We start from the raw sequence: 25,147 nt of genomic DNA on the forward strand, positions 1-25,147 counted from the left end.
GCCGATTCCGCTTCACCCACAGCGTGTGCGCACGCTACCGCCCCCTTCTCCTGTCCTGCCGTTTCAGTGTGAAAGGCGATCATCAATGGCTGTAAGAACTTCTGCGCCCGTGCCCGATTTCGCGCGCGAAATTCTGGCCGAGTCGCGCATCGAGGGCAACAACTCGTATCTCCCGAAGCGGCTCAGCCAAGCCGACTACCGCAAAGTCGACCGGGTCATCGAGACCATGGGCGGGAAATGGAACCGCCGAGCACAGGCCCACGTCTTCCCCAGCGACCCCACCGAGATCATCGAAGCTGCCGTGGCGCGCGGCACGACCCCTAACACCACCAGGAAGGTACTGGAGGCGTACTTCGCCACACCCGAGCCGCTGGCGCGCCACGTCGTCGCAGGTGAGCACTCCGATATCGCCGCTCTCCCGCCCGGCGCCCACGTCCTCGAGCCCTCGGCCGGCGACGGCGTCTTCGTGCGCGCGATCCTTGCAGCCAACCCGACCGTGCACGTCACCGCAGTGGAGCCCGATCGCGAGCGCGCCGCCCGCATCTCCTACGACCCGCGGGTCACCGTCGTGGTGTCCAGTTTCGAGGAATTCGCCACGACACCGACACCGCAGCAGTTCGCGGGAGTGGTGATGAACCCGCCGTTCGCGCTGCCGGGACGGGCGACGGTGTGGATGGATCACCTCTACACCGCCTGGGAGCTGCTGCTCGACGGCGGTCAACTGCTGGCCCTCGCACCCGCGAACATCGGCTACCGAACCGACCGCAGCCACCGAGCCATGCGTGAATTCATCACCGAACACGGCGGTTTCACCGACATCGACTCCCGCGCGTTCACCACCTCCGGCACAGACGTCGACACCGTACTGCTGCACGCCCGCCGCCCCCTCGACCCCCGATAGCCCGCTCCCGGCGCCCACCCGAAAAGGGGTGCTCCCCACCGAACTACCGCTCGGCCACCCCCCAGGGCAAGGGGTGCGCCGGGCGCCTGCCCGTCCGGGCCGCCCCGCGGCGCAGCGGCTCCGATCCTGCCCACCCGTACGCGACTCGTCTCACCTGCCGAAAGGAGTCCTGCTGTGATCGAAGATGCGGAGGGATTATTCTCTCTGGCAACGCTTTTCGACGACGAGGCGATGCCGATCTGCTGGTCGTTCGGGCTCGGTGTCGAGAGCGCGGCGGGCGTGACCCGTACTCTGCTGGACCCCGACTTCCGTCCTCCGCAGTTGCTGGCCGATCTGTCGAATCTGATCGTGATGGTCGCTCAAACCGGGGACGAATGGGCATCGACCTGCGACCTGGTCGCTGCCCATATTCTGCCCTTGCTGGCTGCCAGGCGGGTGCGCCTTGTCGAAGTCGCGCGCGCCGGTCCCAAGGTCGCCGACGGGATCGTGGTGTTGCAGGACACCCGCACCCCGACCCGGCTGCATCCCGACCCCGACGAACACGGCTTCTACGCGCTCTCCGCCGAGCACCGCGGTAACGGCGTCATGCCTTCCCAGGGCGGACGAGCCTGCTCAGCAAAAGCAAAGGGCCAGCCCCTCGACGCCTGGCGGGCAACACATCTGGGTCCACGACCCTACCTGCACGCGGTGGGCTTCAACCACGACGAGTTCGGAAGGATCGAACGCGACGCCTCGGTGCGGATGGGCGGACGCCGATACCCGATCTACCCGCTGCATTCCGCGGGCATGAGCAGGGCGATGTGCCAGGGCTACCTGTTCGGACTGTTCGGAGTATGGTGGCCGAAAAGTTGCTGCCGCCAGTGTTGTTTCGTGAGCGTGCCCAGTTGGCCCGACCAGCTCGCCCGCTACCGCGCCCATCCCGACGAGGCGTTCCGGCATCTGGTCGACGAGTACTGCGCGCTGGCGTTGAACCATCGCAGCGGACTGTTCGGGCCCGGGAAATCGTTGCGTGACAGGCTGCGCGCCGACGGTGCGCACGAGGTCCATGCCCTGGCCGACGCCGCGATGGACGCGTGCGAGTGGGCGGTGTACCGGGTGCGGCGCTGCTACAGCGCGCGTGCCCAAGCTTGGCGCGCGGTCGAGGTCATCCACCGCGCCGACCGCGCCGGCACCCAACGGTTCGTCGCCGAACTCGCCGATAGCCTCAAGATTGCTGCGCGGACCGACGGGGAGCATTCCCGGCTCTGGCTGACCGAAGAGACCCAGGGCTATCCCCGGTTGGAGGAGTTCTTCGTCGCCGCCCCGAACACGATCAACCCGAAGAAACGTTCAGGTTTCGAGGCACGGTGGGGAGGACACGCCGACCAACGATTGCTGGCCCTCGAACACATGTGCCTTGCAGGGGTAATTGACCACTCTCATCGATAGTTGGCCAGTACCCGTGTTTCACCGTTCAACTGGGGCTCTCGGTGGCCGTTTTCCGGATTTGTCTGCGGCGCCGGTGATGTCGAGTGTTGTACGTTCCACGCAGAGAGCCGACTCGTGGGGTTCGCACCACCTCTCGATGAGTTGGCGTGGATAGGGGCTACAGCGGCGCGGAACTCATTGGCCTTGGGCTTGCGGCCTCATGAGCCATCACTTTGAGTAATCCGAGGGTGGCAATCGATTGCCAGGCAAAATACCTACGACGACCTTCCGATCAACTGTGGCTCCTGCCGGACGGTGGGTCGCGACCCAGATCAGCTCATCGAGTCTGAGGGTGCCGCTGCTGGAGGTCTTCGGCGTCAGGTCGAGTACGAGGAGCAGGCCGAAGGGGACGTTGGTGTTGCTGTATTCCGTCGTTTGAGTCAGGTAGGTGGACTCGATGTGCTGGCGGCTGTTGTCGTGATCATCTTTCTTGATCTCGGCCAAGTAGCGCAGCGCGTCGAAGCGTACGATGATGTCGCCCCGTCCGAGGGCCAAGTCGATTGGCTCAGCACTTGCCGCGTAGTGGAGGGGGCCCGAGTCCAGCCAGCTACGGAAGTCCAATTGCAGGTCCTCCTCAAGCGGTTGGCGTTGGTCTTTCTCGGGCCGCTGGCGGTAGTCGTAGACCGGTTCGCCGTTACGGCGCCTCTTGCCCAGAAGGCTGGATTTTTCCAGGTCTAGGCGCGACTTGAGGAATAGGACGGTCTGGTACACCAGCGCTGAGAAGGTGACATGTACTCGCCCGGTGTAGTGGGCGTGTCCGGCCAACTGGTCGAGGATGCGGTGCACGATCGGACCTACCACTGGGTCGTTTGCGTCGAAGCGGCTTTGATCTGCCTGCTCGGCAAGTCCGCCGAGGAAAGACACAACGTCGTCGGTCAGGTCTGCGGTGAGGTCTAGTGCTGCCTTCTCGCCCATGGCGCGGACCAGCAGTGGCGCCAGGCGGTACAGCCGTTGCGTAGGTTGTGGGTCTTCGTCGTCGGGGTTGGCTTCGCCGTCGGGCGCGCTGGATCTGGGGGTGCGAGGTTGTCGGGCGCGGATTCTGCCCAGGAGAATTTCGGCTGTTGGGTGGTCGAATTGGGGGTGGCCGGTGTGCTGTTCGGATTGATCTACGGCGCGTTCGAGGATGTGCAGGAAGTTCTGCTCGCGTAAGAAGGTGTCTTCGATTGCGGGCTTTACGAGTAAGGCCACACCCGCGTCGGTGCTGGGGCCCAACGGTTGGACGGTGCGGATCGAGTTGTAGGCGGAGAGGACGGCGTCGAGGGCGTTCCACGGGCTCATCCAAACCGTGTCGGCGAGAGTATTCGAGGCTGTGTCCAGCAGCAGTAGGAGCTGGTGCCATCCGAGCAGGGCCGAGCGACGGGGGCGGGTCCAGGTGGGCTGGTGGGTACGCAGTTGCCATGCGGTGAGTTGTTCGAGTGCCCTCGTAAGGCGTACAGCCGCGTTGGCCACTGCGCCGGTGTCGTGGCGGCTGAAAGCGAGAACCGCGTCGCAGGCCGCGATCAAGCAGTCGGCGTCGATTCGGGCTTCGTCGGTGGTGCTGGCGGCGAGATCTCGCCGGGCATCTATGAGGTGTTGGGTGACCTGGGTCAGGTCGGTGCTCGATAAAGCGTTGCGGAGTCGGTCGCAGCCTAGTTCGTAGACCGCGTCCGAGTCGGAAGCTTCCAGTTGGGCCAGCTCACCGAGGAGGCGGCGCAGCGTGGTGGCTGCTTCCGTCTCCTCCGCCCAGCTGTCGAGTGCCGCGCCCAGGGTGCGCGGCAGCAGTTCGACGAAGTCTTCCGGGGCGTCCAGCACGGAGAGCCGTTCGAGGAAATCCCACACCCGAAAGGGCTTCACGGCCTTGCCGATGGCCAACCGCACTGCGGCGTCCAGCCGGGTACCGGCGAGTATTGGGGCGTCCTGGACCGTCTGTGCGAGTTGGTCGAGAAGTGCGTCGAGCAGCGCTGGTCCGTGAGAACTGAGCACCGCTGGACGGGCCAAAAGTACTTCCAAGGCGCTGGACAGGGCCAGCACGCTTTTCTGCGCCGCCAGACCGTCGACGAACAGTCCGGTGACATCCGCCCATCGCTGGTCGGCGTCGTCCGCGGTAATGGCCTCGGCCAGCAACGGCGCCAATGGACCTGCGGCGATCTCGCGGGCTTTGTCGAGGATCTCCGCCACGGGAATCGCGATCGTTGTGAAGGACACCCGCTGCCCGGCTGCGGCAAGGTTGTTCAAGCGATCGGCCAAGTCAGCCACGTCGTGTTCCTGGCCTGGTCACCACAGCGGCTCGTTCTCGTCAGCTTCGATGGTGTGCTTGGCGTCGAGGACAGTGTGGACAAGGTCGTAGTCGCGGGTTGTGATCACGACCTGAATGCCCTGTTCTTCAGCGACCGCCGCGAGTTCGCGGAACAGGACAGTTGCGTCGAGGTCTTGAACCTCCTCGGCTTTGGGGCTGTCGATCATGACCAGTCCCGGGTGGGTCGAGACGCCATAGGCAGCCCCGACGCGCAGCAGGGCGATGACCAATGCGATGCGCAGGCGCAGGCGGGCACCGGAATCGCAATCGCTGAACCAGTCCTCGCCGCCCCCGTCCTTGGTGACCTTCATCCGAGCACCGCGGTCGATGCGCACGTTCTCGAGCGAGAGCATGCCGAACCGACGGGACAGGTCGACGACCTCTCGCCCCAAGTCATTGAACAGCGCGTCCGCGGCGTTCTTGTTGTCGGCGTCTAGGATCTTCACCGCCGTGTCCAGCACCCGCAGAGTCACCGTCTCGCGTTGTCGGCTTCGTCCCCGCCCGGCGGGGACGAAGCCGGCAGGACTTCCAACGCGCCTTCGAGGCGCCAGACTGCCTGCTGGGCTTGCATCACCTCGGGCAGCGCAGTGGCCGACCGCGCAGCTCGGAGAAGTTCGTCTGCGGTAGCCAACTCCGCGGTGAGGGCCCTGAGCCGAGTACGCGTGGACTCCGCGTGGGCTCTCACCTGGTCTTCGGCTTCCGCAGCCGCGTTCAAGCGGACCTCTGCCTCTGCGATGATCTCCATCGCCTCGGCGTCGTCGGTGTCGACCGGGCGGTCGCACACGGCGCAGGCGTGGGAGTGGTGCTCCCTGTGCCTGCGGTCGGTCGTAATGGCCTGATCGCACCGCGGGCAGGCGTCAGGGTCCAGTCCCTGGAACAGCGCTCTGGCGACCTTGCTCTCGCGGACGTCGGCCAGGCGCTTGGCTGCCCGCTGACGGTCGGTTTTCGTGCTCTGCTCGGCGCGCCGGGCGTCGTCGTCGACCGCTCGGGCGTCGGCGACCTGCCCGGCCAGGTGCGCGGCTTTTCGTGCGAGTTCCGTGAGGGATCCGCTGTGCCCGGCGGCGGCGGTGAGCTCGGCCAGTCGTGCGCGTGCGGTCACCAGTTCGGCCTCGATGCGCGTGCGCTCTTCTAGACGCTGGGCCGCTTCGCGTTCCCACTCGGCTTGGCGGGCTTGTGCCTCGTTACGGCGGACATCGCGGGCGGTCCTGACCCGGGTGAGCGCTGCGGCTGCGGGGAGGTCCAAGAAGACCTGAAGCAGCCTGCCCGCCAAGCCGGACATCGGATGGTCTCCCAGCAGGATCTTCGTGCTGGCTGAGCCCAGGTACATCGCGGCAAAATAGGCTGGCCATCCGTGGGTCTGCGTGCTGGTCTCGTTTAGCGTGCTGACAATCTGAGACAGGTCGAGCCGGTCCAACATCAGGTGGGCCACCTGCTCGGCGTAGCTCTGTTCGCCGGTCGCCTGGAGCAGGACAGTCACTTTCTGTGCGGGGTCCGGTTCCCGGGCATGAGCAAGGATGGACGCGCTGGGTGCGGTGAGGACGGTCGCGGACGAGATCGCCCCGTCGGTGATGTCCAAGCGGAAACCCATCGACTGTCCGGCGACGGTGATGTCCAGGTCGAGGTGATTCAGCCAGCCCCGGACACCGCTCTGCAATTCCCGCCGCGGTGTCCCGCGCAGGCACCATGTGATCAGCTCCAGGACACTGGTCTTACCCCGGAAGTTGGACGCGACCAGAGCCGTCAGGCCCGTGGTGAAATCAAATGTCGTATCGAACGCGCCGGGTGCGACCTTGCCCGCGCGGACTCCCTCCAACCGCAGGCGTACCAGGCGCAGCGACCGCGGGCGGGCCGGGGTGAACACCAAAGGCCACCCGTAGGTGGCGAATACGTCCCGTACCTGTTCCGCGGTGACCTTGGCCCGGTCTGCGATTCGCGTATCTAGCAACGCTTCACCGGACACCGGCGGCTCCTGCGCGCCCCCATCTGCCACGGTGCTCGCATCTTTACCGGTGAACAGGGCGTGCTGGTCGTCGCCCACAAGCCCGGTCATCGTCGTTCTCCTTGCGTAGTGTCCACAGCCTCACGCGAATCGGCCAAGTCGGCTTGCAGCGCCGCCAAGCGGGCACGTGCCCGCGGTGCCACCGTCGAGATGTGCTCGTGCAGTGGTGTATCGGCATACTCGCGCTGCAAGTACTGGCGGTTCTTCAACTGCGTTCCGCCGAGACCATCCGCGAGTCTCACCACCAAGTCGACCCGGTCGACGTAGTACTGGAAGACCGGCTCGTCGGCGACGATCTCGCGGGCCACTCGCCTGCCTTCGTCGAGGAGGTAGAAATCGCTCTGACGCACCCGCTCGATCGTGCCGCTGCGTTTGCGGGCGGCAAGGCCCGCACCGCGTAGAACCGCCATCGCGTTGTCGATGTTCTCCCACGCGCCGAACTTGTTGCGCAGCATGGGGTATCGACGCACCTCGGGTTCCTCGGACTCCAAGATCGACGCGGCCATGGCGAGCAGCGGCTCCTCGCGACTGCTCTCGTAGTCGTTGAGCAGCTCGTCTGCAAGGTAGTCGGGGTTGCGCAGCCAGAAGTCGAGCTTCAGCAACCGCACCGTCGTGCGGACAACACACACCGCGGTGCTCAGCCCGGGAATCCTCCGCTCGGTGTCGTCCACTGGTTCGCCCGCGCTGTCGAGCAACAACAGGATCCGAACAGCGTCCTGCTCCCGGCTGGTCACCGGATCCTCTGCGCTCAGTGGATCGGCCCTTTGGTCCACGCGCTCAACGTATCAGCCGATCTGACTGCTACATCGAGAACTCGACGAAGGAAACTCCTGAACCGCAGTCGCGTCGCGACAACGGCGTCGGATGTCCGCGGCCCACTGGCCCACAAACCAATCGATAACCGGGCCAGCCCGCAGCCCACGTCCCTGGATGGCCAACTATCGCCACGCGGCCCGGCCAAGAATCGTTGTTCGCAACGCCTCTGCCAGCGTCACCAAGCGCGGGCATGGCCATGCATATGGGTGCGAGTCACAACACGCCGCCACCGCCGGGCGCATGGCACCAGCCCTGCGGAATGACCCACTCCGGTTGCGGCCACGACAGTTTCGGCCCGCGCCGACCGTCCTGCCGTCCCGCCGTGCGGATCACGCGGCGGTCCACTGACCGGACCGGTGGTGTCGCTGCGTCATCCCTCCGTGTCGGCACCGTCGCTCGGATCACCGCTGGTGTGGCGGCCGAGCACGGATATCGCCACAGCAGAGCAGAAAGGGACCGCCCATGTACCCGATCAGGACCGGGTTCACCACCGAGGAAATCGAGTGCCTAGTAGCGACCGCCGCAGAGCTGTGGGCCGCTACCGGGGATCCCACGACGTCCTCGGTACGTAGCAGAAGGATCTGCTGGCCCGTGCACACGAGCTGCTCAGCGATTACGAGCCCGCCGACGCACCGGCGAGCGGTTCTCCCGAGACCGCCTTCGTCATCGGCCATCACGATCCGTGCCCGTTCGCTCTGGACAAGGCCGCGTTCGCGGGCTGGGTCGCGGCGCAAGGGCATCGGATCGCGGGCAACATCGCGTGCAGTCACGACGAGCAGCCCGCCGGCGACCTGGTGGCACTGCTCTACGCCGCGCGCAATGCCGACGTTCGCACCGGCGACCCTCGCCTGGAAATGCTCGTCGACCAACGACAACACCCCGCAGCTTCCCGGCTTCAGCCTCATGTTGCGCAACCACAGCGGTGGGCAGGAAAGCGTCGCCGTGACCACCGGATTCAGCGAAATACTGTTCCCCGACAGTGGACTCTCGACGGCTGCGGCAATCCGTTTCCACCTCGAACACATCGTGGAGATCGCCAACGGCATGCTCCACCTATCACGGGTCGCCTCTGACAGCCCATGACCGGAAGAGGACACGCACTGCCCGCAGCAGCTCCCTCGAACACCGCGACGGCGACGCCATCCAGCATCGGCAGCGCAGATCCCCCGGTCGCGTCGCCTCCTCTGGCTCGTCGCGGTCGACGCTGCCGAGCGACCCGGTCACCGAATCGACGAACTCTGTTTCCGACAACAGCAAAGGCAGGAAGCTCATGATCTCCGTCCCGGAACTACGTGCGTGGGTGTCGGGTTTGGATACCTCCGGTTTCGTCGGTATCGACGAAAGTAGCCTCGCTCTGGTGGAGGTCGGCGACGACGACCTTCTCACCGGCGCCTATCTCGAGGTCGGCGGATGCGACGACGACACCGAGATCGAACCGCCGTCGGTCACCGCTGTCGAGCCGGCGGGCGTGAGCGCTGCGCCCGAGGCGGCGGTGGTGTCGGTGGCGGATCTGCTGGCGATGGTCGGCGGCAGCCTCACCCGCACCGAACTGCCCAAGGTGCGCGCCGCGGTCCGGAACTCGAGTATCGGCGACTCGCTCGGCGATGTGGTGTTCGCCGTCCTCGCCGGACGCCGCCGCGAACTCACCGCGGTACTGCGCGCGCTCACCGACCCCGACGCGTTCACCACACGTCTAGGCCCGGCACCGCTGGTCTCGGTGGCCTCCGAGCGGATCGGTGGCTTGTTCGCCGCGATCGAGGAAACGACCGGACTGTCGCTGATCCGCGTGCGCTGCGGTGACACCGCGCGCCTGTGCGTCGACGACCGAGCGACCGGCAGGTTGTTCGAGGTCGGCGACACCCTCGAGTCGTGGTTGCTCGGCGAGGCCACCCTACCTGGCCTGACCGCGGAGTGGATCGGCGCACCCGTCGACGACTTCACCCGCGACGAACTGACCCGCACCGGCGCCCACGACTACCAGCTGCCCGAAAGCTCACCCCGCCGCGACTGACCCGCGGCTACAGAAAACGGCCGGACGAACCCAACCCTCACGCATGCGTAGATGCGCATGTCGACAACTCTTGGAAGGATGTGGCGCTCTTGTCGGCACTCACGATTTCCCATACCGCCGAGGAAGGCACCCTGTTGACCGGCACCGTCCGCGACGACGGCACCTACGAGGTCATGTGCGCGGTGCGCAAGGCGGTCGGGCATTGGCGGTGGGCGCGGAGTCTGGGCTGTTGGATCGTGGTGTCCTCCCGCGATCGCCAGCCCAAGCAGTACCACATCGACTACGCCGCCGAGAAGTTGCGTGAGGCCGGATACACCGTCGAGGTGGACATCGACCGCAGCGTGCGCGCCACCGAGGACGCCGAGACCGACCGCGCCCTCCGACAGGCTGACCGAGTCGATGCGTTGCAGAACAAGGCATCCCGCAAAGACGCGAAAGCCGCCGCCGCGGAAGCCGCGCATCAGCGCGCCCACAACGCCTTGCCCCCGTTCGGAGAGCCGGTCAAGATCGGGCACCATTCCGAACGCCGCCACCGCAACGCCATCGACAAGTCGTGGAAGGCGTGGGGCCGCTCGGTCGAAGCCGACCGCGACGCCACCCGCGCCCACCATCGCGCCGAGGCCGCCGCCCACACCACCGAGCACCGGAATTCTGCGCGGACGGTGGCCAACCGGATCGATACCCTCGAGGCCGAGCAGCGCGGCGATCAACGCGCCCTCGACGGACACACCCGCCGGTTCCTCGACAGCGACGGCAACGTCTATCAGACCGAAACCACCGGCCCGGCCACCGGCGAATACCGGGCGCGCGTGCTGGCCCGAATGACCCAGCGCGAGCGGGACATCGCCTACTGGAAACAGGTCCGCCAAACCCAGATCGACCAAGGCTTGACTCCGGGCTGGGGCCGTGACGATTTCACGGTCGGGGACTTCGTGCGCGCCCGCGGGGCGACGTGGCGTCAGATCACGCGAGTGAATCCGAAATCGGTGTCGGTGGTGAACTTTTCACTGTCCCCGTTGGAAGTGCACACGATCGCGGCGAAGATGACTGGGCATCGGTGGATCACCACCGATGACACCGTGCGCTTCCACGAGATCACCGCCGTCATGACCGATGCCCAGGCCCACGAACGGTTCCCCGACATCTTCGCCGACCTCGACACCAACAGCCTCCCGCCGCGCCCGAAACGCAAGGGCGGGAAGACGAAACTCGACTACCACCGTGGCCTCCAGGCCGAGCACTGGTCCTGGCGCATCGACGGCATCGAATACGACGCGGTGTGGGCGCACCCTTCGCACTGGTTCGCCACCCCGCCCGAGCCCATCACCGAACCGGGTGTGCTGCGTCTGCGCGCGCGCCGCCGCCCGGCCGGGCGCGTGCACGGTGACCCGGTCGAACTCCCGGTGACCGAGTTCGCGATCACCGGGCCGGTGTGCTGGCCCGAGGAGGTCCACAACCAGGTCCGTGTCCTGGTCGAGGCCCGCACCTACCTGCCCACCGCCTGACCCGCCGACACCCCTGCGGGCGACACCGGGCCAACGACCGCCCGCGATCCCGTTGTGGCTCGCGCAATCCGCTGTCACACAACAGCATCCGGCGTCAGCGGCAGCGCCGCCGACCCGTTCGGCCGCCATTCGACCGATCCCTGTCGGCCTGCCCTCCTGCGGCTTCCCGTCCATGTCCCGCACCGAGAACGGAGACCACCATGCCCTCCACTCCTGTCCGTCACGCCGCAGTATCGACCCGTCGTCTGCCCCTGTCCGTCGACCCCCCACATGAGGGAGGGCGGTGATGGGCGCGGTGGCCTGTTCGATGATCGTGCGCGGACTCACCGGGCACCTGCGCGAGGTCGTGGCCGAGATCACGCCGGGACTGCCCTCGCTCACCGTGACCGGTCCGTCCGAGGACCAGCCGCACGCGCGCATCGCCCGGGTCCGCGCCGCGGTCGCCAGCTGCGGCTGGGGGTGGGGGTGGCCGCAGGCCCGGGTGACGCTCACGATCTCGCCGCCGGTCGGCTCGGGCATCGAGGGTATGCACGACCTCGCACTGGCGGTCGCGGTACTCGCCGCCACCGCCCCCGCCACGATCCCCGCACCGCGCCTCGATGGGGTCGTACTGCTCGGCGAACTCGCCCCCGACGGCCGTCTGCGGCCCGTGCGCGGGATCCTGCCCGCGGTCCTGGCCGCCCGCGACCACGGACGCACCCTCGTGATCGTGCCGCGCGAAAGCCTCGCCGAGGCCGCCCTCGTGCCGGTGATGACCATTCTCGGCGCCGATCATCTCGGCGCTGTGCTGGCCTGGCTCGGCGGGGCCGACCACACCCTGGACGTACCCGCCGCCGTCCCGGCACCACCGGAATTCACCGGCGTGGACCTCAGCGATGTGCGTGGTCACTACCGGGCGCGATGGGCGCTCGAGGTCGCCGCTGCCGGGGGCCACCACCTGCGCCTGATCGGGCCACCGGCCGCCGGGCTCGGCGCGCTCGCCCAACGCCTGCCCGGACTACTGCCGCGGCTGACCGAATCCGAGTCGCTGGAGGTCCGGGCGATCCCGTCGCTGGCCGGCACCCTGCCCGAGGGTCCGCTGGCATCGATCACCGCCCGCCCCTACGTCGAAGTCCACCATTCCTCCAGTGCCCGTGCACTGCTGGGCAGCGCCGCCTCCGCACGTCCCGGCGCGCTGGCCCGCGCCCACCTCGGCGTGCTGCACCTGGAGTCCTATCCCGACCTGCACCAGCGCACGCTCGACGCGCTACGGTCACCGCTGGACGACGGTGAGGTCGTCGTCGCCAACCGCGACAACCTGCTGCGGCTGCCCTGCGACACCCTCGCGGTACTGACCTCGGCGGAATGCCTGTGCCATGCGGCCCGCGATGCCGCGTGTGCCTGCCCGCCAGCGGCCAAGCGCCGCCACCGGGAGCGGCTGCACCGGGTCCTGGCCGAACGGGTCGACATCACCATCCGCGACAACCCCGACGACCGTGGCGGGTTCGGGGAGGACTCCCGCGAAACCAGCGCCGAGGTGCGCCGCCGGGTCACCGCGGCCCGTACGGCGGCAGCGGCCCGGTGGCGCGAGCACGGCTACACCACCAACGCCCGCGTCCCCTCATCGCTTCTGCGCCAACACTTTCCGTTGTCACGGACCGAGGCCGCTCCGCTCGAGGCAGCACTGCGGGAGGGCCGGATCACTCGCCACAGCGCCGACCGGACCCTCGCGGTCGCGGTGACCATCGCCGACCTGCGCGGCGCCGATCATCCCAACACCCACGACATCGTCGAAGCCCTGCACCTGCACGGATTCGGCAGACCATAGTTCCAGCCCACCGCGCACCCGAACCCGCTGGCGATTCCCCGGGTGCGGGTCGGTGGGTTCGTGGTCACCGAGCTGGCCTGCCGGGTGCGTCGAGGTCCACCGTCGCCCCAGTCAACCCGCCGCCATCCTTTCCCGACGAGAGCGGCGTTGTCGTTCGTTCGAAGGAGCCACCCCCATGTCCACACCCGCCTCGCCCGCCGACACCGGCCTCCGCGCCCGGATCGACAACGATCGCGCGCGTGCCGAAGGCTTCGTCTGGGGTGCACTGCACATCCAACACCCCTTTACCCCCGAAGCCGCCACCGCCCAGGCGTTCGCGTCCGCCTACGCCGACCGAGTCACCGAATCCCTCACCAAAGACAACGTTTTCGTCCCCGGCCTGGCGGAAGCGTGGGTCGCGTGGCGGGTCACCGGCGACCTCACCGCCAACCTCGCTCCCGCCCCGTCCCCGGTCGAGCGGGTGCCGGGATTCGAGGAATGCGACGCCGCGTTACGGAACCGGACAGCGTGGTGGCTGTGCGCCGAGGCCCTCGGGTATGTGCGCGGCTGGTGTGACGCGGCCGGGATCGGGTCCGGTGACGCGGTCGATTTCGCCCGCGCCTACGCCGTGCTCGTGGCCGCGAGTGTGTCGCGCCCCAATATCGCCGACGCCTGGACCAACTGGCGCTCAGGCCGGCCCCTCAACGCCTTCGGCGAATAACACCCACCACCGGCCGCGCCGATGCGCTCAGCAGTACCGCCCCGATCGGCCAGGCCGATTCAACCACCAGCAGAACGGAATTCGCTCATGAACAGCACTGAGCACTGCCCGTTCGGAGCAGTGCGTGAGCCCCGGCGGCTCGCGTGGGCGCTGCTCTCGCGCGCCGCGCGCGGACCGTCGAAAACGGTGTGGCAGTTGATCGACCGGCTCGGTGTCGAAGACGCGGCGACCGCGCTGGCCACCGGCACCGCCGAGGCCGAGGTGGATCCAGGTGTAGTCGCCCGCGCGAATCCCGACCGCGCCGCTGCCGAGTTGGTCGTACATTACGCAGGCGGGGGTCGACTGATCACCCCGGATGACCCCGAATGGCCGACCGCGCATCTGGCGGCACTGCACGCCCCCGGGTGGGGACCCGAATACATCGTCGGTCCCCTCGCCTTATGGGTGTCGGGCACCGCCCGGCTACCGGAGATCGCCGAGGACGCCGTCGCGGTCGCCGGGACACCACGCCCGACCGGCTATGGGATCGAGGCCACCACCGCCATCGTCGCCGAGGTCACCGCCCGCGGCATGGCCGTCGCCGCCACAGGCGGTCCCGGCATCCCCGCCCACGCCCTCACCACCGCCCACCACATCCCGGCACCGACACTGACGGTGCTCTCGTGCGGCACCGACCTGGCCTACCGCCACCACAACCACAACCTGCGCTCTGCGCAACCTGGCACCGGTGTGCTGGTCAGCGAATACCCGCCCGGGACCCCGCCGCGACCGCAGCGAGTGGGAGCGGCCCACCGGTTACTGGCCGCGCTCACCCGCGCCACCGTCCTGGTCGAGGCCGATCGGCGGTGCTGGAGCGAGGTGTCGATCACGTGGGCGCAGCGGCTGGGCCGCAACACCTACGCCGTGCCTGGGCCGATCACCTCCCCGACCTCCAGCCCCGGCAACCACCTCATCGCCGGCCACGACGTCACCCCACTCGCCTCACCCCGCGACATCTACCTGCTCGCCGGTGATCTGACCACCGAATCGGTTCCCGGCGACGACGCCCCGGACCGACCGAACGGAGAACCCGCGTGACCGACACCTTCGCCTGGACAGCGAATCTCACCCGCCACGGCGGCACCGAACTGGCCCTGCTCGCCGCCACTCCCACCACCGCGCTGGACACGGTCGCAGCCTCCGTGGCCGCGCACCCGGTCCCGCCCGAGACCCGCCACAGAGTTCGTGCCGGGCTGGTCAACAGCGACGCCGAATATCCGGGCGAGGAGTTTCGCCTCTACCGCGTCGGCGGCATCGGCCACCGGCCCCACCACGATCTGGCGGTCGCGGTCACCGTCCACCAGCTCGCCGTCGACCCGCCCTGGCGCGGGCTCCTCGACCACGTCCTGTTTCTCGCCGAACTCGGCCTCGACGGCCGCCTGCGCGCCGCTGGCCCGCCGGACACCATCGCCACCGTTGTCGCGGCGGCGGCGCGCACCGAATTCCGCTACGTCGTGACCGTGACACCGGAGAACACCGACGATCTCGACCAGGTCGAGGGCGTCACCGTCGTCACCCTCACCGATCTGCGGGCAGTCCTGACCTGGCTCGAATCCCTATCGGGCGAGCAGCTCGAATCCGCTGCGGCGTGCCCGGCGTCGCCAGGAATGCGCATCGCCCACAACCTTGGTCCCGCCCGGGTCCGGCAACTCCGGGCAGTCCTCGACCACGGCGAGGTCGAGGAGCACGCTCCGTACCTCGGCGACGACAACCGCTGACCCCGGTGGCATCGCGCACGAACGAAGGCATCGACCCGTTGCTCGCAGACCTCGTCGATGCCGCCGAACAACGGCTGAGCGACTTCATCCCAGACCACCTCCTGACCACCCCGCGCCCGCGGGCGCCCACTTGCGAGGAGATCGCATGGGTTCGACCGGGTTCCGGGTGCCGGTGGATACCGACACCCACCGCTTCGTTCTGGACAACCTGCGCCAGAACCTGCCCACCGGGCACATGCTGGTCGCGCACTGCCGCGCCGCGCTGGGCACCGGCCGCCGCCACGGCGGCTGGTCCTATGCCCTCTACGCCGCGATCGCCGACACCACCACACCAGTGACGGTGTCGGCGCACGTGCTGCTCTACCAGCGCCACCACCGCGGCGGTGTGTCCGAGATCGTCGTCAAGCACCTGCACGAGACCGAAGGCCCCGGCGATCACCACGGCGTCACCCGCCGCGTGCTCGACGCGCTCACCCCCACTGACCATCCCGACGCCTGCCAGTGGCGGGCCGACGCGCTCCGCCACCACCGCGCCCTCGCCACCGCCCGCCGGACGGTCGGCGCGGTCATACGCCTGGACCGCGCCTACACCTACGGCCACGGCATCGGCGCCGTGCAGCAGGTCCTGGTGTGCTCCCCGACCCTCTGGCGGCGCGCTCGGATCACCGACTCCGGCGTGGAGATCGACAGCCGCGAACTGCGTGCGGCCCCTGGGTGGGCCCTGCGTGAATTCGAGATCCTGCACGCACCCGGCGAGTCCGCGCCACCCACCGCGCGGACCTGAACCTCGGCCCGCCGCCTGAGCGCATTCCGGTCAGGGCCGGCTCCGTTTCCTCATCCATTCCCCTTTTCGCCGGACCCGGCTCAGGTGCGGCGTCTTTCCTGTGTTCGGAGGTTGATCTCTCATGGGCAGACTTACTCGTGCCGAGGCCACCGCGCATCGCGAAGCGCTCGGGTTGGCCGGTCTACGCCGCGACCTGGACGAAGAAGAGAAACGCTTCGTCCTCACCCACTACCAGGAATCGGCCAGCCAGGCCCGCCCCGTCGAGGGCACGTTCTTCACCCCGACGGATCTGGCCGACTGCATGTCCCTGGACGTGGTCGGCAATCGGGTGATCGACCTGTGCGCCGGGATCGGCGCGCTCGCCTTCGCCTGCCGCAACCCCCTTGAGCAGGCTCGTGGGCTGCCCGCGCGCGAAATCGTATGCGTGGAATCGGATCCCGAGTTCGTGGCGGTCGGGATGAAGCTGGTTCCGGAGGCCACCTGGGTCTGCGCCGATGTGTTCGAGGTGGGGCGGCAGCGGTGGCGATTGTTCGACACCGCGATCGCCAACCCGCCCTTCGGCCCCCGCCCCCGTACCGGCAACGCCCCCGGCTACCGCGGACCCCGCTTCGAATACCACGTCATCGCACTCGCCTCGCACCTGGCCCGCCACGGCGTTTTTCTGGTGCCGCAGACCTCGGCGCCTTTCCACTACAGCGGAAGCCAGGAGATGCTCGAAGGGCAGGGCGACGCCGAATACAAGCGTTTCTCCTCCGGCACCGGCATCGCCCTCGAGCCCGGATGCAGTGTCAACACCGCCTTCCACGACCCGTACTGGCATCACCCCGCCCCGCGCACCGAGATCGTCACCACCGAGTTCGGTGACACCGCCCTCGCGCGCCGCCGCCGAGCACGCGCCGGTGCCGTGGTGGCGCCGTGGGACCGGGCCACCCGCGCCAGCTGAAAAACCGCCACCCCTCGTACCCGCCGATTGGACAGGAGCCCGGATTCGTCATGCCCACACCAGGTTTCAGCCTCAGCACCGACACGAACTCCACCGATTACGGGGCCTCCTACACGCTGTTCCGCACCGACGAGGCACCCCTGACCGGGACGGTGTTCACCGACATGGGCGAACACACCGTCCTGGTCGACGGCATCCCCGAACGCCGGTCGATGGTGATCGTGCGGTTCTTCGGCCTGCGCGCCCACGGCGAGCCCCTGGGCAACCCGCGGGTGCTGGCCCGCTTCGTCCCCGGAGAGCCCGGCCGCGGGGCCGCGGCGGCGGTGTGCCTGGGCGAGCCCGGACGCCTGCACCTCGAACTGGGCCATCCTCTCACCACCGCCGATGCGGACCTGCGGGAACTGATGTCCGACACCGTCATCGAGATCACCGCCGAGTTCCTCACCGACGACCGTGCCGCCCGCCATCGCCACTTCTGCGCCGATGCGCGCCGCCAAGACGCAGCCACCGCTCTCGGGACCATCGACGTGCTCCAGCAGCGCGGCTACCGGCGTCTGGCCGCCGCCCGCGCCGAGGCCGATGCGGCCTGGGCGCTCGTGCAGACCCTGCGCCAGCGGAACTGACCCGCGCCGATCCGTACTGCTGATCGCAGCCACCCGAGGAGTTTCAATGATGCTCGACACCGACCTGACCCTCACGCCTGCGGTGCTGGCGGACCTGCGTGCGGTCCTGGCCTATGCGGAGATCGGGGAGGAACGCGACTACGACGAGTGCGACCCGCAGGACCGGGCGCATCACATTCTGCACCCGATCCGGCGCCTGTCCGCATGGCTCGCGGGTGCTGCGGCTCCGAAGACATCCTTCGTCTACATCCAGCAGGGCGGCGCGAGCAGAGAGTTCTACCTGCATGCCTTCGACACCGAGGCCGACGCCGAGGCGGGCCGGCAGGACAAGGATTCCTTCGGCACCACCGCGATCGTGCGGATTCCCGGCCTCACCTCCGAACAGCTCGACGCCGTCGAAGAACTCATCCAACAGATCGGCAACCTCGTCTTCGACGTCGCGGCCGAGGCCGACCCGCTCACCCCTGACACCTGAACCGCACTCACCAGCCCGAGGCGCACGCAGGTCACCGCGATCGAGCAACCTCACACGCCCGACGCCTTCGCCTATGGCGAGGCGGTCGAGTCGGCCCGTGCTGTCTGTGATCCCTGCAACTGCCCTTACGCCCCTTCCTGCACGCGACACCCGCTGCACCCGGTGGGTGTCGCGTCGTATCCGCCTGTCCCAGAGAGGAATACACCGTCATGTCGATCGCCTCGTGTGTGCGTCACGCCGAGTTGGGAGACCTCGTCGGTCTGCTCAACGATCAGCAGGCCGCCAAACTCGACGTCCTGGCCCCCGCGTCGGCGCTGCGCGCCTGCGACGGGCTGTTGCAGCTGTCGGGTGTGGAGCCGGTCCTCGACGACCGCGGCGTCACCCCTGTCGATGGCCTGTATCGGCCGACCGGTGCCGCGGATTCGCATCTGGGGTCGAAGCTGAAGATCCCCGCCGGGTACCTGAAGTCGCTGCGGGAGATACAGCGCACCGATCTCTACGACGCCAACGTCAACGGCCTGCTGCACGGCCCGACCGATCCGCGCCTGCCCGGCGGGCCGGACGAGCGCTCGTTCCTGCTGCGCCTGTTCACCTCCTCCACGCCCGGTGAGCCGGGGGTGTTGCGGGCGGTGCTGTCGGACCGCTACGGGATCATCGACAACCTCGACGTGCTCACCGCGGTGCTCGACGGTATCCGCCTGGCCGACACCGACGTCACGGTGCGCTCCTGCGATCTGTCGGAGTCCTCGATGCACTGCAAGGTGTATTCGCCGAAGATCCGCACCCTCGCGCCGACGTTCCTGGAGAACTATCGGACCCCGTTCGCCAACCCCGACCTCGAGGCCGAGCGCCGTCGTGTGGCCGGGCAGATCGAGACCGGGCGGCGGCTGGCCGCGCGCGAGGGCCGCGGCTACCGGCCCGGTTCGGAGCCGGTGGTGTTCGCCGGGTTGCGGTTCTCCAACTCCGAGATCGGCCACCACGCGGTCACGTTGAAGCCGGAGCTGGTGGTGCAGATCTGCGGCAACGGACTCACGCTGCCGTTGTTCGCGTTCACCAAACGCCACGTCGGGGACCGCCTCGAAATCGGCGGCACCCGCTCGTGGTCGCAAGACACCCAGCGTAAAAGGCTCGCGGTGATCACCGCCGAGACCCGCGACAAGGTCTCGGAGTGGATGTCGCCGGAGTTCCTGACCGCCCGGGTCGAAGAACTCGAGCGCCACGCCGGTACCCCGGTGACCCAGCCCGACCGCACCCTCGAGGTCGTGTCGAAGAAGCTCGGGTTCACCGAGGACGAGCGCTCGGGGATTTTGTCGCACTTCATCGCCGGGGGACAGCGCACCGCCGCCGGGATCGCCAACGCGGTCACCAGCTACTCCCAGACCATCTCCGACCCCGACCGCGCCGACGACCTCGACGACCTCGCCCTCACCGCGATGACCCTCGTCTGACCCGCACCCGAGGACCACTCTCCCGCTCGATATCCCTGTCCCTGCTTTTCGAAGGAGTTGTGCCCATGGCCGAGACCACCACCCTGACCCGCGCCGAATTCGACACCGCCGAGCACTTCGGCGCCGCCGGCGCTGTGACCGCGCTGGGCCCCGACACCGTGGACCGCTGGCGCGAGCAGTACCCGGACTGGAAAGCCAAGCACTGGGGCTACACCGACCCCGAATCCCCGCACGGCGCCCGGTACCTGCGCCCGATCAACGTCGCCCCCCGCCCCAAGAAGTAGCACCCCTGTCCCGAGCGCCCGCACGCGGTCGGTAGCGACATCGGCAGGCCCGGGACCGCTGGCCGTTCCGGTGTCCCCCGAGCTCGCCACCGGCCACACGGTCACCGACATCGCCCGGCGACCGCGATCTCGTGTTGCTTCGCGCCGACAGAACCCCTCCGACCCCTGGAAGGACATCTGCCCATGACGAAGAAGAAGCGAGAACTGCGACTGCCCGCGGGTTTCGACGCTGTCGAGAACATCCTCGGCCTCGACGCCGAAGGCTGTGTCGTCATCAGATTCGCCACTCACCACACGGCGGTGCTGACACCGTGCTGTCACGCCAGCGGCAAGGGCAGCGCCGATTCGATATCCGGGGTCGTGTGCCGCGCCTGCTACCGCGACGTGCACCACAAACACGGCGGCATCGATGCCGAGATCGCCATCGCCCGCGACGACCTCGACATCGTCATCGACGGCGAGCCCCCGAACCTCACCAAGCCCGCGAGCGGTTAGCCCGCGCTTTCGCCCCATCCATCGAAGTCCCATCCCACGAGGCAGGGACCAGCCAGTCCAAAGCTGGCCGGTCCCTGCCTCTTTCAAGATAGGAGCCCATCTCGATGCCCACCGACACCGACACGCCCACCACCGACACCGACATCGCCGAGCATGCCCCCGCCGTCGACCCGGCACCCGGTCCCGCCCCCACCGACACCGAACACCGCAGCTCGGACCCCGGCGAAGCCGACACCGACGAGGCACCCGGGTCCCTTGACCGGTTGTGCACCGGCCCGACCGTGAATCCCGCCCTGCTCGAGATCGACAAGAACGTGCGCGAGACCTTCCAGCTCGAGGATCACCCGGAAGTCACCGAGTCGATCCGCGAACACGGGGTCCGGGACCCGATCCTGGTGATCCGGATGCCCGACGGCCGTCTGGTGGTGCGCGACGGGCAGGTCCGAACCCTGACCGCGCTGGCCTACGAACTGCCAGAGGTGCCGGTCTACATCCGCGATTTCGACCCGAGCGTGGACACCAACGAGGCCGAGATCGAGCGCATCACCGAACAGATCACCCTCAACGACCGCCGCATCCCGCTCACCAACAGCGACCGCGCCGCCGGGATCGCGGCGATGCTCGACCTCGGCGCCTCGGTCACCCGCGTCGCGAAGGCGTTGCAGACCAAACGCGACGAGATCAAACTCGTTGGCAAGGTCGGTACCTCGCCCACCGCGCGCACTCTGATCGACGACGACCAGTACGACCTGACCCACGCCGCGGTCATCGCCGAATACGAGAACGTCGGCGACCTCGACGCCGTACGGCGGTTGCTCAACGTCCGCAGCGGGGTGTTCGACTACGAAGCCAACCGGATCGCCGCCGATCGCGCCGAACGCCGCGCCTACCTCGCCGACGCCCTCCCGTATGCCCAGGCCGGGCTCGGGATCCTCACCGACTACCCCGACCTCGATGACGCCGAGATGGGACTGTTGTGCGCGGGCGAACTCGTCGACGCGGACGGCAACGCCGTCGAATTCGAGCACATCCGAGCCCACCCCGCAGCGTGGCTGGCGTGGTTCGAGATCGCCGAGGAACAGGTGTGGGTCGAAATCGAGTCCGGCCATATCGTCGACCCCGACACCGTGGACTGGGATACCCGCGATCAGCCCGACGCCGAGCCCGCCGAGGGGTTGCGCCACGCGCGCGAAGTCGAGCAGCGCGACCAGCTGCTGTGCGAGTACTTCCTGCCCCGCGACCTGTTGGATGCGACAGGGTTGCGCGAACGCGTCGACACCGAGCCCGACAACGCAGACGACACCGACACCGCTGCCGGTGAGGTCGGTGAGGGCGAGCACCTCGGCGAGCGCGGTACCCGTTTCGGTCAGGTCGATCAGGAGCAGGTCGCCGCGGATCGGCGCGCCGCCGCCGAAGCGGCAGCCGAAGCGGCGGCGCAGGCGGCCGAGATCGAGCGGGCCGCGCGGCGGCGGGTCCGCGAACTCAACAAGCTCGGTCTGGCCGCCAAGGCGACCCGTATCGAGTTCGTCACCCGGCTGCTGGCCCGCAAGACCCCGCCTACCCAAGCCGCGTTGTTCATGACCCGGTCCCTGCTGGCCGATCCGGGACTGACCGGCGAATACCACGCCTTCGACTCCGCGCTCAAGCTGCTGGGCATCGAGGGCTACCGGTCCCGCCTCGACATGCTCGCCACCCTCGACACCACCAAACCCGCCCGCGCCCAGGTCATCGCGCTCGCGCTGGTGCTGGGTGGCTACGAGCACCGCGCCGACAAGGACCTGTGGCGCTACACCGAATCCGCCGTACGCCGCTACCTGAGCTTCCTGCGCGAACTCGGCTACCCGCTGGTCCCGGTCGAACTCGCCGCCCTCGGCGAGATCAAGGCCGTCGACATCGACATCGACAACCCCACCGCCACCGGCGAACCCGGCGACACCAGGGCCGATGGCGTCGTTGATCTCAACGCGGACGAGGAGACCGAGGCCAACGAGCAGGACCTGCCCGACGCGGCCTGACCGTCTCGGCATCCCCGCGGTCCCGGTGCGCCCGGAGGAGTTTCGGGCGCACCGGGGCCGCGTCCCGGCCTTCTCCGGCCTTCTCCGAAGGAGTCAGTTGTGCGCACCCCCGACGAACCCGCCATCGAGGCCCTGGCCCGGACCGACGACAACGGCTATCGCGCCCGCAGCCTGTGCCTGGTCGACGCCCAGCCCGCCGACATCACCGTCACCGTCGAGGCCGACGGCGGCTTCCGCGCCACCGTGCGCGTGTTCGACCAGATGAGCTTGTCCTGGCATCTACTGCTGCGCGCCGACCATCTCGACTACCCGCGCCTGCCCGCCGACCCCGACCCGCCTGCCACCCTCGAGGCGGTCTGTGCACGCGTGCGCGAGTTGCACGCCACCGCAGTGTGGATCGCCCGCACCGCCCGCCACGTGGGACCGCGGTGGTGACCGCCACGTCGGCGCAGGCCGACGTCGTGGATCTGCGGGCATTCGCTCTCGACATCGCGGCGCGCGGGTGGCCGGTGTTCCCGATCCGGCCCGGCGCAAAGAAGCCGCCGGTGTTCAAACGCTGGCCCGACCACGCCTCCACCGACCCGGCCCGCATCAACCGGTGGTGGGATCAGGACCCGGCCCGCAACGTGGCGATCGCGACCGGCCCTGCCGGGTTGTGCGTGATCGACCTCGACCCCCGCCATATGAGCCCGCCCGCCACCGGATTCGCCGACGCCATGACCCGGCTCGACGCACGCTCGAGCGCGCCGGTGCCGGTGACGTGGACGGTGGCGACCCCGCACGGCTGGCATCTCTACTACCGGGCCCCGCAGACGCCGCGGTTGCCGTGCAGCATCGGCCGTCTCGGGGACGGGATCGACACCCGCGGGCACGGCGGCTACGTCATCGCGCCCGGATCACGGACCCGCCACGGCGACTACATCGTCGCCGCCGAGCATCCGGTCGCCGAACTGCCTGCCGAGCTCGTCGTTCTGCTCACCCCGCCACCACCCGCGCCCACGATTCGGTCCTGCGCGGGTGCGACGCATCCCGACGCCTACCTCGCGGCCATCCTCGCCGGGGAAGCCCACCGCGTCGCCAGCGCACGAGTCCATCTGCGCAACCACACCCTGTTCCGGTCCGCGCTCGTGCTGGGACGGCTGGTGGCCGCCGACGAGATCAGCGAACACCACGCCCGCACCGTGCTCGCGGACGCCGCCGCGGTGCACGTCGGGGTCGAGGGCTTCACCAGCAGCGAGGCGGATCGCACTATCGCCAACGGGCTGCGCTACTCCCGCTCCCGCCCCCGCTACCTGCGCCGATGACCCATCGACCGCAGCTGGAAGGAGAGACATCATGCCGGATCCGAACGTGGAAGTCGTGGTGGTCCGTGACCCGTCCGCCCAGACCTGGGTGTCGGTGTATGTCGACGGCGTCGTCGCCGACTGCCGATCTGTGGTGATCGATGCCGGTCACGGCTGGGAATGGGACGACTGGCGCGATTTCCGCGACGCCACCCTGGCCGAAGCCAGCAGTCCGGCCTGCCGCGCCGAGTTGATCGACGCCTTCGACGACCCGCCCGGCGGTGAATACGTGCTCGGCCGAGACCGCAGGCACTGGCTCGACGGGGTCGAGGCCGAGGACCGGCTCGCTTCGCGCTATCGGCTCACCGGACCACGCGCGGTCGCGGTCACCGTGCCCGCCGACACCGATATCGACGCCTTCGCGCTGACGTATCTGCGCGAGCACCTGCCCGAGGGGCAGCGGTTGCTCCGCAGCGATCGCACCCCGGCCGCCGACACGGTCGCGGCCTGGGCCACGACCAGCTGGGACACGGTGTTGACCGCCGCGATCGCCGACACCACCGGCGAGGTCACCGCGCATCAGCTGCTCTACCGCCTCGCCCGCAGCGGCGGGTCCGGCGACCGGGTCCGGGTCGAACTGGCCCACCGCCACGAGATCGAGGGCAGTGACTATTACCGCGGGCTGGACCCGGCACTGCTCACCGCGCTCACCCCCGCCACCCGCAGCCGCGCGCGCATCTGGCGATGCCTGGTCCAGCGATCCGCCGCGGCACCGGCCACCGATACCGGCACCACCAGGAAGGACACCTCACCGCGATGACCTGCGCCAAACTGTGGTTTCCCCGCGCCGACGTACTCGACCTCGCCGAGCACGCCATGGCCGCCGCCGAACACTCGCTTCCGCCCTTCGACAACACCGGCGTGGGGTCGCCGTCGCTGATCTGGGTCAAAGACGACGGCATCTATCTGGCCAGCAACGGTCTGCCCCGCCAAGCCCGCACCGAGGCCGATCCCCCGGACAGCAAGATGCATGTCGTCTACGCCCACGGCCACGGATACGGCACCCACTGGCATCACGGCCCGCCGCTGGGTGACGACTTCGTCGAATACCTGCCGCTGACGGAGTCTTTCGGCGAGGACGGGGCCGCGTTCATCGACACGCTGCGCGGACCCGACACTGCGGCCTGGCTCGTCATCACCGTCTACCCGAACACCTTCTCCGTCGAACTCTCCGACACCGGCCCCTCCTGAGATCCGGCACCACGGAATACGACACGGGCGGGCGAGTCCGGCCAGGTGCCCCCGCCAGTGTCGGTTCGTTCGTCCACCGCTGCCCTCGACCACCGGAGTCTGGGGTACCCGCATGCTCGATCCCACCCCGAATCCCTCGACCGCCGAACCGGTCTCGCGATCGCCGGTACCCACCGTCGCGACGGCCGGTGCGGGCCTGCGTCTCCAGTTCTGTCGCGGCGATGACGATCTCACCGCGGACCCGGCCGGCGAGACGGACGCGAGCGAAGTCCGGGTCTGGGACGGCGAGCTGTGTCTGGCTGCGGTCA

General features: G+C 68.6%; 25 protein-coding genes. 20 read left to right on the forward strand and 5 right to left on the reverse strand.

The genetic code is table 11. From position 1 onward, the window contains the following. Positions 1-109 precede the first annotated feature (109 nt). Both ABZ824_RS32880 and ABZ824_RS32885 read left to right on the forward strand, forming a co-directional pair. A complete protein-coding gene (locus ABZ824_RS32880; protein WP_356967932.1) occupies positions 110-901 on the forward strand; it encodes a methyltransferase in 792 nt (263 codons plus the stop codon). Between the two features lie 174 nt (positions 902-1,075). Beyond that, a complete protein-coding gene (locus ABZ824_RS32885; RefSeq protein ID WP_356967934.1) occupies positions 1,076-2,329 on the forward strand; it encodes a hypothetical protein in 1,254 nt (417 codons plus the stop codon). A 207-nt stretch (positions 2,330-2,536) separates the two neighbouring features. Here ABZ824_RS32885 and ABZ824_RS32890 read toward each other — a convergent pair whose 3' ends face one another. The 5 genes from ABZ824_RS32890 to ABZ824_RS32910 all read right to left on the reverse strand — a co-directional run bounded on the left by ABZ824_RS32890 (position 2,537) and on the right by ABZ824_RS32910 (position 8,504). Next, entirely contained in the window at positions 2,537-4,603 is a 2,067-nt protein-coding gene (locus ABZ824_RS32890; RefSeq protein WP_356967936.1) for a hypothetical protein, read from the reverse strand. Positions 4,604-4,621: 18 nt separating this feature from the next. Further along, positions 4,622-5,116, reverse strand: a complete 495-nt coding sequence (locus ABZ824_RS32895) for a hypothetical protein (protein WP_356967938.1) — start codon at positions 5,114-5,116, stop codon at positions 4,622-4,624. Then, complete coding sequence (locus ABZ824_RS32900; RefSeq protein WP_356967940.1) at positions 5,113-6,693, reverse strand: AAA family ATPase; 1,581 nt, start codon at positions 6,691-6,693, stop codon at positions 5,113-5,115. Before ABZ824_RS32900 ends, ABZ824_RS32895 begins: the two co-directional genes overlap by 4 nt. Then, positions 6,690-7,415, reverse strand: a complete 726-nt coding sequence (locus tag ABZ824_RS32905; RefSeq protein ID WP_217441043.1) for a hypothetical protein — start codon at positions 7,413-7,415, stop codon at positions 6,690-6,692. Before ABZ824_RS32905 ends, ABZ824_RS32900 begins: the two co-directional genes overlap by 4 nt. Before the next feature lie 444 nt (positions 7,416-7,859). Further along, a complete protein-coding gene (locus tag ABZ824_RS32910; RefSeq protein ID WP_356967943.1) occupies positions 7,860-8,504 on the reverse strand; it encodes a hypothetical protein in 645 nt (214 codons plus the stop codon). 224 nt (positions 8,505-8,728) lie between these two features. Between ABZ824_RS32910 and ABZ824_RS32915 the strand changes: the two genes are divergently transcribed. The 18 genes from ABZ824_RS32915 to ABZ824_RS33000 all read left to right on the forward strand — a co-directional run bounded on the left by ABZ824_RS32915 (position 8,729) and on the right by ABZ824_RS33000 (position 24,839). Then, a complete protein-coding gene (locus ABZ824_RS32915) occupies positions 8,729-9,469 on the forward strand; it encodes a hypothetical protein (protein WP_356967945.1) in 741 nt (246 codons plus the stop codon). Positions 9,470-9,558: 89 nt separating this feature from the next. Beyond that, a complete protein-coding gene (locus tag ABZ824_RS32920) occupies positions 9,559-10,974 on the forward strand; it encodes a DUF3560 domain-containing protein (protein WP_356967947.1) in 1,416 nt (471 codons plus the stop codon). 286 nt (positions 10,975-11,260) lie between these two features. Beyond that, positions 11,261-12,781, forward strand: a complete 1,521-nt coding sequence (locus tag ABZ824_RS32925) for an ATP-binding protein (RefSeq protein WP_356967949.1) — start codon at positions 11,261-11,263, stop codon at positions 12,779-12,781. Between the two features lie 175 nt (positions 12,782-12,956). Next, on the forward strand, positions 12,957-13,481 hold the full coding sequence (locus tag ABZ824_RS32930; RefSeq protein WP_356967951.1) for a hypothetical protein: 525 nt from the start codon (positions 12,957-12,959) through the stop codon (positions 13,479-13,481). An 87-nt stretch (positions 13,482-13,568) separates the two neighbouring features. After that, positions 13,569-14,558: a DNA-processing protein DprA gene (locus tag ABZ824_RS32935; RefSeq protein WP_356967953.1), complete on the forward strand. Its 990-nt coding sequence runs from the start codon at positions 13,569-13,571 to the stop codon at positions 14,556-14,558. Then, a complete protein-coding gene (locus ABZ824_RS32940) occupies positions 14,555-15,238 on the forward strand; it encodes a hypothetical protein (RefSeq protein WP_356967955.1) in 684 nt (227 codons plus the stop codon). Before ABZ824_RS32935 ends, ABZ824_RS32940 begins: the two co-directional genes overlap by 4 nt. Before the next feature lie 145 nt (positions 15,239-15,383). After that, the gene (locus ABZ824_RS32945) at positions 15,384-16,022 is read left to right on the forward strand and encodes a hypothetical protein (RefSeq protein ID WP_356967957.1); all 639 of its coding nucleotides are present in this window, start codon (positions 15,384-15,386) and stop codon (positions 16,020-16,022) included. 121 nt (positions 16,023-16,143) lie between these two features. Beyond that, positions 16,144-16,965 carry a methyltransferase gene (locus ABZ824_RS32950; protein WP_356967959.1) on the forward strand — a complete coding sequence of 274 codons (822 nt, stop codon included), beginning with the start codon at positions 16,144-16,146 and terminating at the stop codon, positions 16,963-16,965. Positions 16,966-17,015: 50 nt separating this feature from the next. Next, on the forward strand, positions 17,016-17,588 hold the full coding sequence (locus ABZ824_RS32955; protein ID WP_356967961.1) for a hypothetical protein: 573 nt from the start codon (positions 17,016-17,018) through the stop codon (positions 17,586-17,588). A gap of 46 nt (positions 17,589-17,634) precedes the next feature. Then, a complete protein-coding gene (locus ABZ824_RS32960; RefSeq protein ID WP_356967963.1) occupies positions 17,635-18,063 on the forward strand; it encodes a hypothetical protein in 429 nt (142 codons plus the stop codon). A 209-nt stretch (positions 18,064-18,272) separates the two neighbouring features. Then, positions 18,273-19,511, forward strand: a complete 1,239-nt coding sequence (locus ABZ824_RS32965; RefSeq protein ID WP_356967965.1) for a hypothetical protein — start codon at positions 18,273-18,275, stop codon at positions 19,509-19,511. Between the two features lie 65 nt (positions 19,512-19,576). Next, entirely contained in the window at positions 19,577-19,795 is a 219-nt protein-coding gene (locus ABZ824_RS32970; protein WP_356967966.1) for a hypothetical protein, read from the forward strand. Between the two features lie 183 nt (positions 19,796-19,978). Next, positions 19,979-20,290 (forward strand): hypothetical protein, encoded by a 312-nt coding sequence (locus ABZ824_RS32975; RefSeq protein WP_356967968.1) that lies wholly within the window; start codon positions 19,979-19,981, stop codon positions 20,288-20,290. Between the two features lie 104 nt (positions 20,291-20,394). Beyond that, positions 20,395-22,305 carry a ParB N-terminal domain-containing protein gene (locus tag ABZ824_RS32980; protein ID WP_356967970.1) on the forward strand — a complete coding sequence of 637 codons (1,911 nt, stop codon included), beginning with the start codon at positions 20,395-20,397 and terminating at the stop codon, positions 22,303-22,305. Between the two features lie 99 nt (positions 22,306-22,404). Next, positions 22,405-22,740: a hypothetical protein gene (locus ABZ824_RS32985; protein ID WP_356967972.1), complete on the forward strand. Its 336-nt coding sequence runs from the start codon at positions 22,405-22,407 to the stop codon at positions 22,738-22,740. Continuing rightward, the gene (locus tag ABZ824_RS32990) at positions 22,737-23,609 is read left to right on the forward strand and encodes a bifunctional DNA primase/polymerase (RefSeq protein ID WP_356967974.1); all 873 of its coding nucleotides are present in this window, start codon (positions 22,737-22,739) and stop codon (positions 23,607-23,609) included. The genes ABZ824_RS32985 and ABZ824_RS32990 overlap by 4 nt, the downstream gene beginning before the upstream one ends. A gap of 31 nt (positions 23,610-23,640) precedes the next feature. Continuing rightward, positions 23,641-24,408: a hypothetical protein gene (locus tag ABZ824_RS32995; protein WP_356967976.1), complete on the forward strand. Its 768-nt coding sequence runs from the start codon at positions 23,641-23,643 to the stop codon at positions 24,406-24,408. Beyond that, on the forward strand, positions 24,405-24,839 hold the full coding sequence (locus ABZ824_RS33000; RefSeq protein ID WP_356967978.1) for a hypothetical protein: 435 nt from the start codon (positions 24,405-24,407) through the stop codon (positions 24,837-24,839). Before ABZ824_RS32995 ends, ABZ824_RS33000 begins: the two co-directional genes overlap by 4 nt. Positions 24,840-25,147 lie beyond the last annotated feature (308 nt).

The organism is Nocardia sp. NPDC047038 (assembly GCF_040644075.1).
Classification (GTDB): domain Bacteria; phylum Actinomycetota; class Actinomycetes; order Mycobacteriales; family Mycobacteriaceae; genus Nocardia; species Nocardia sichangensis.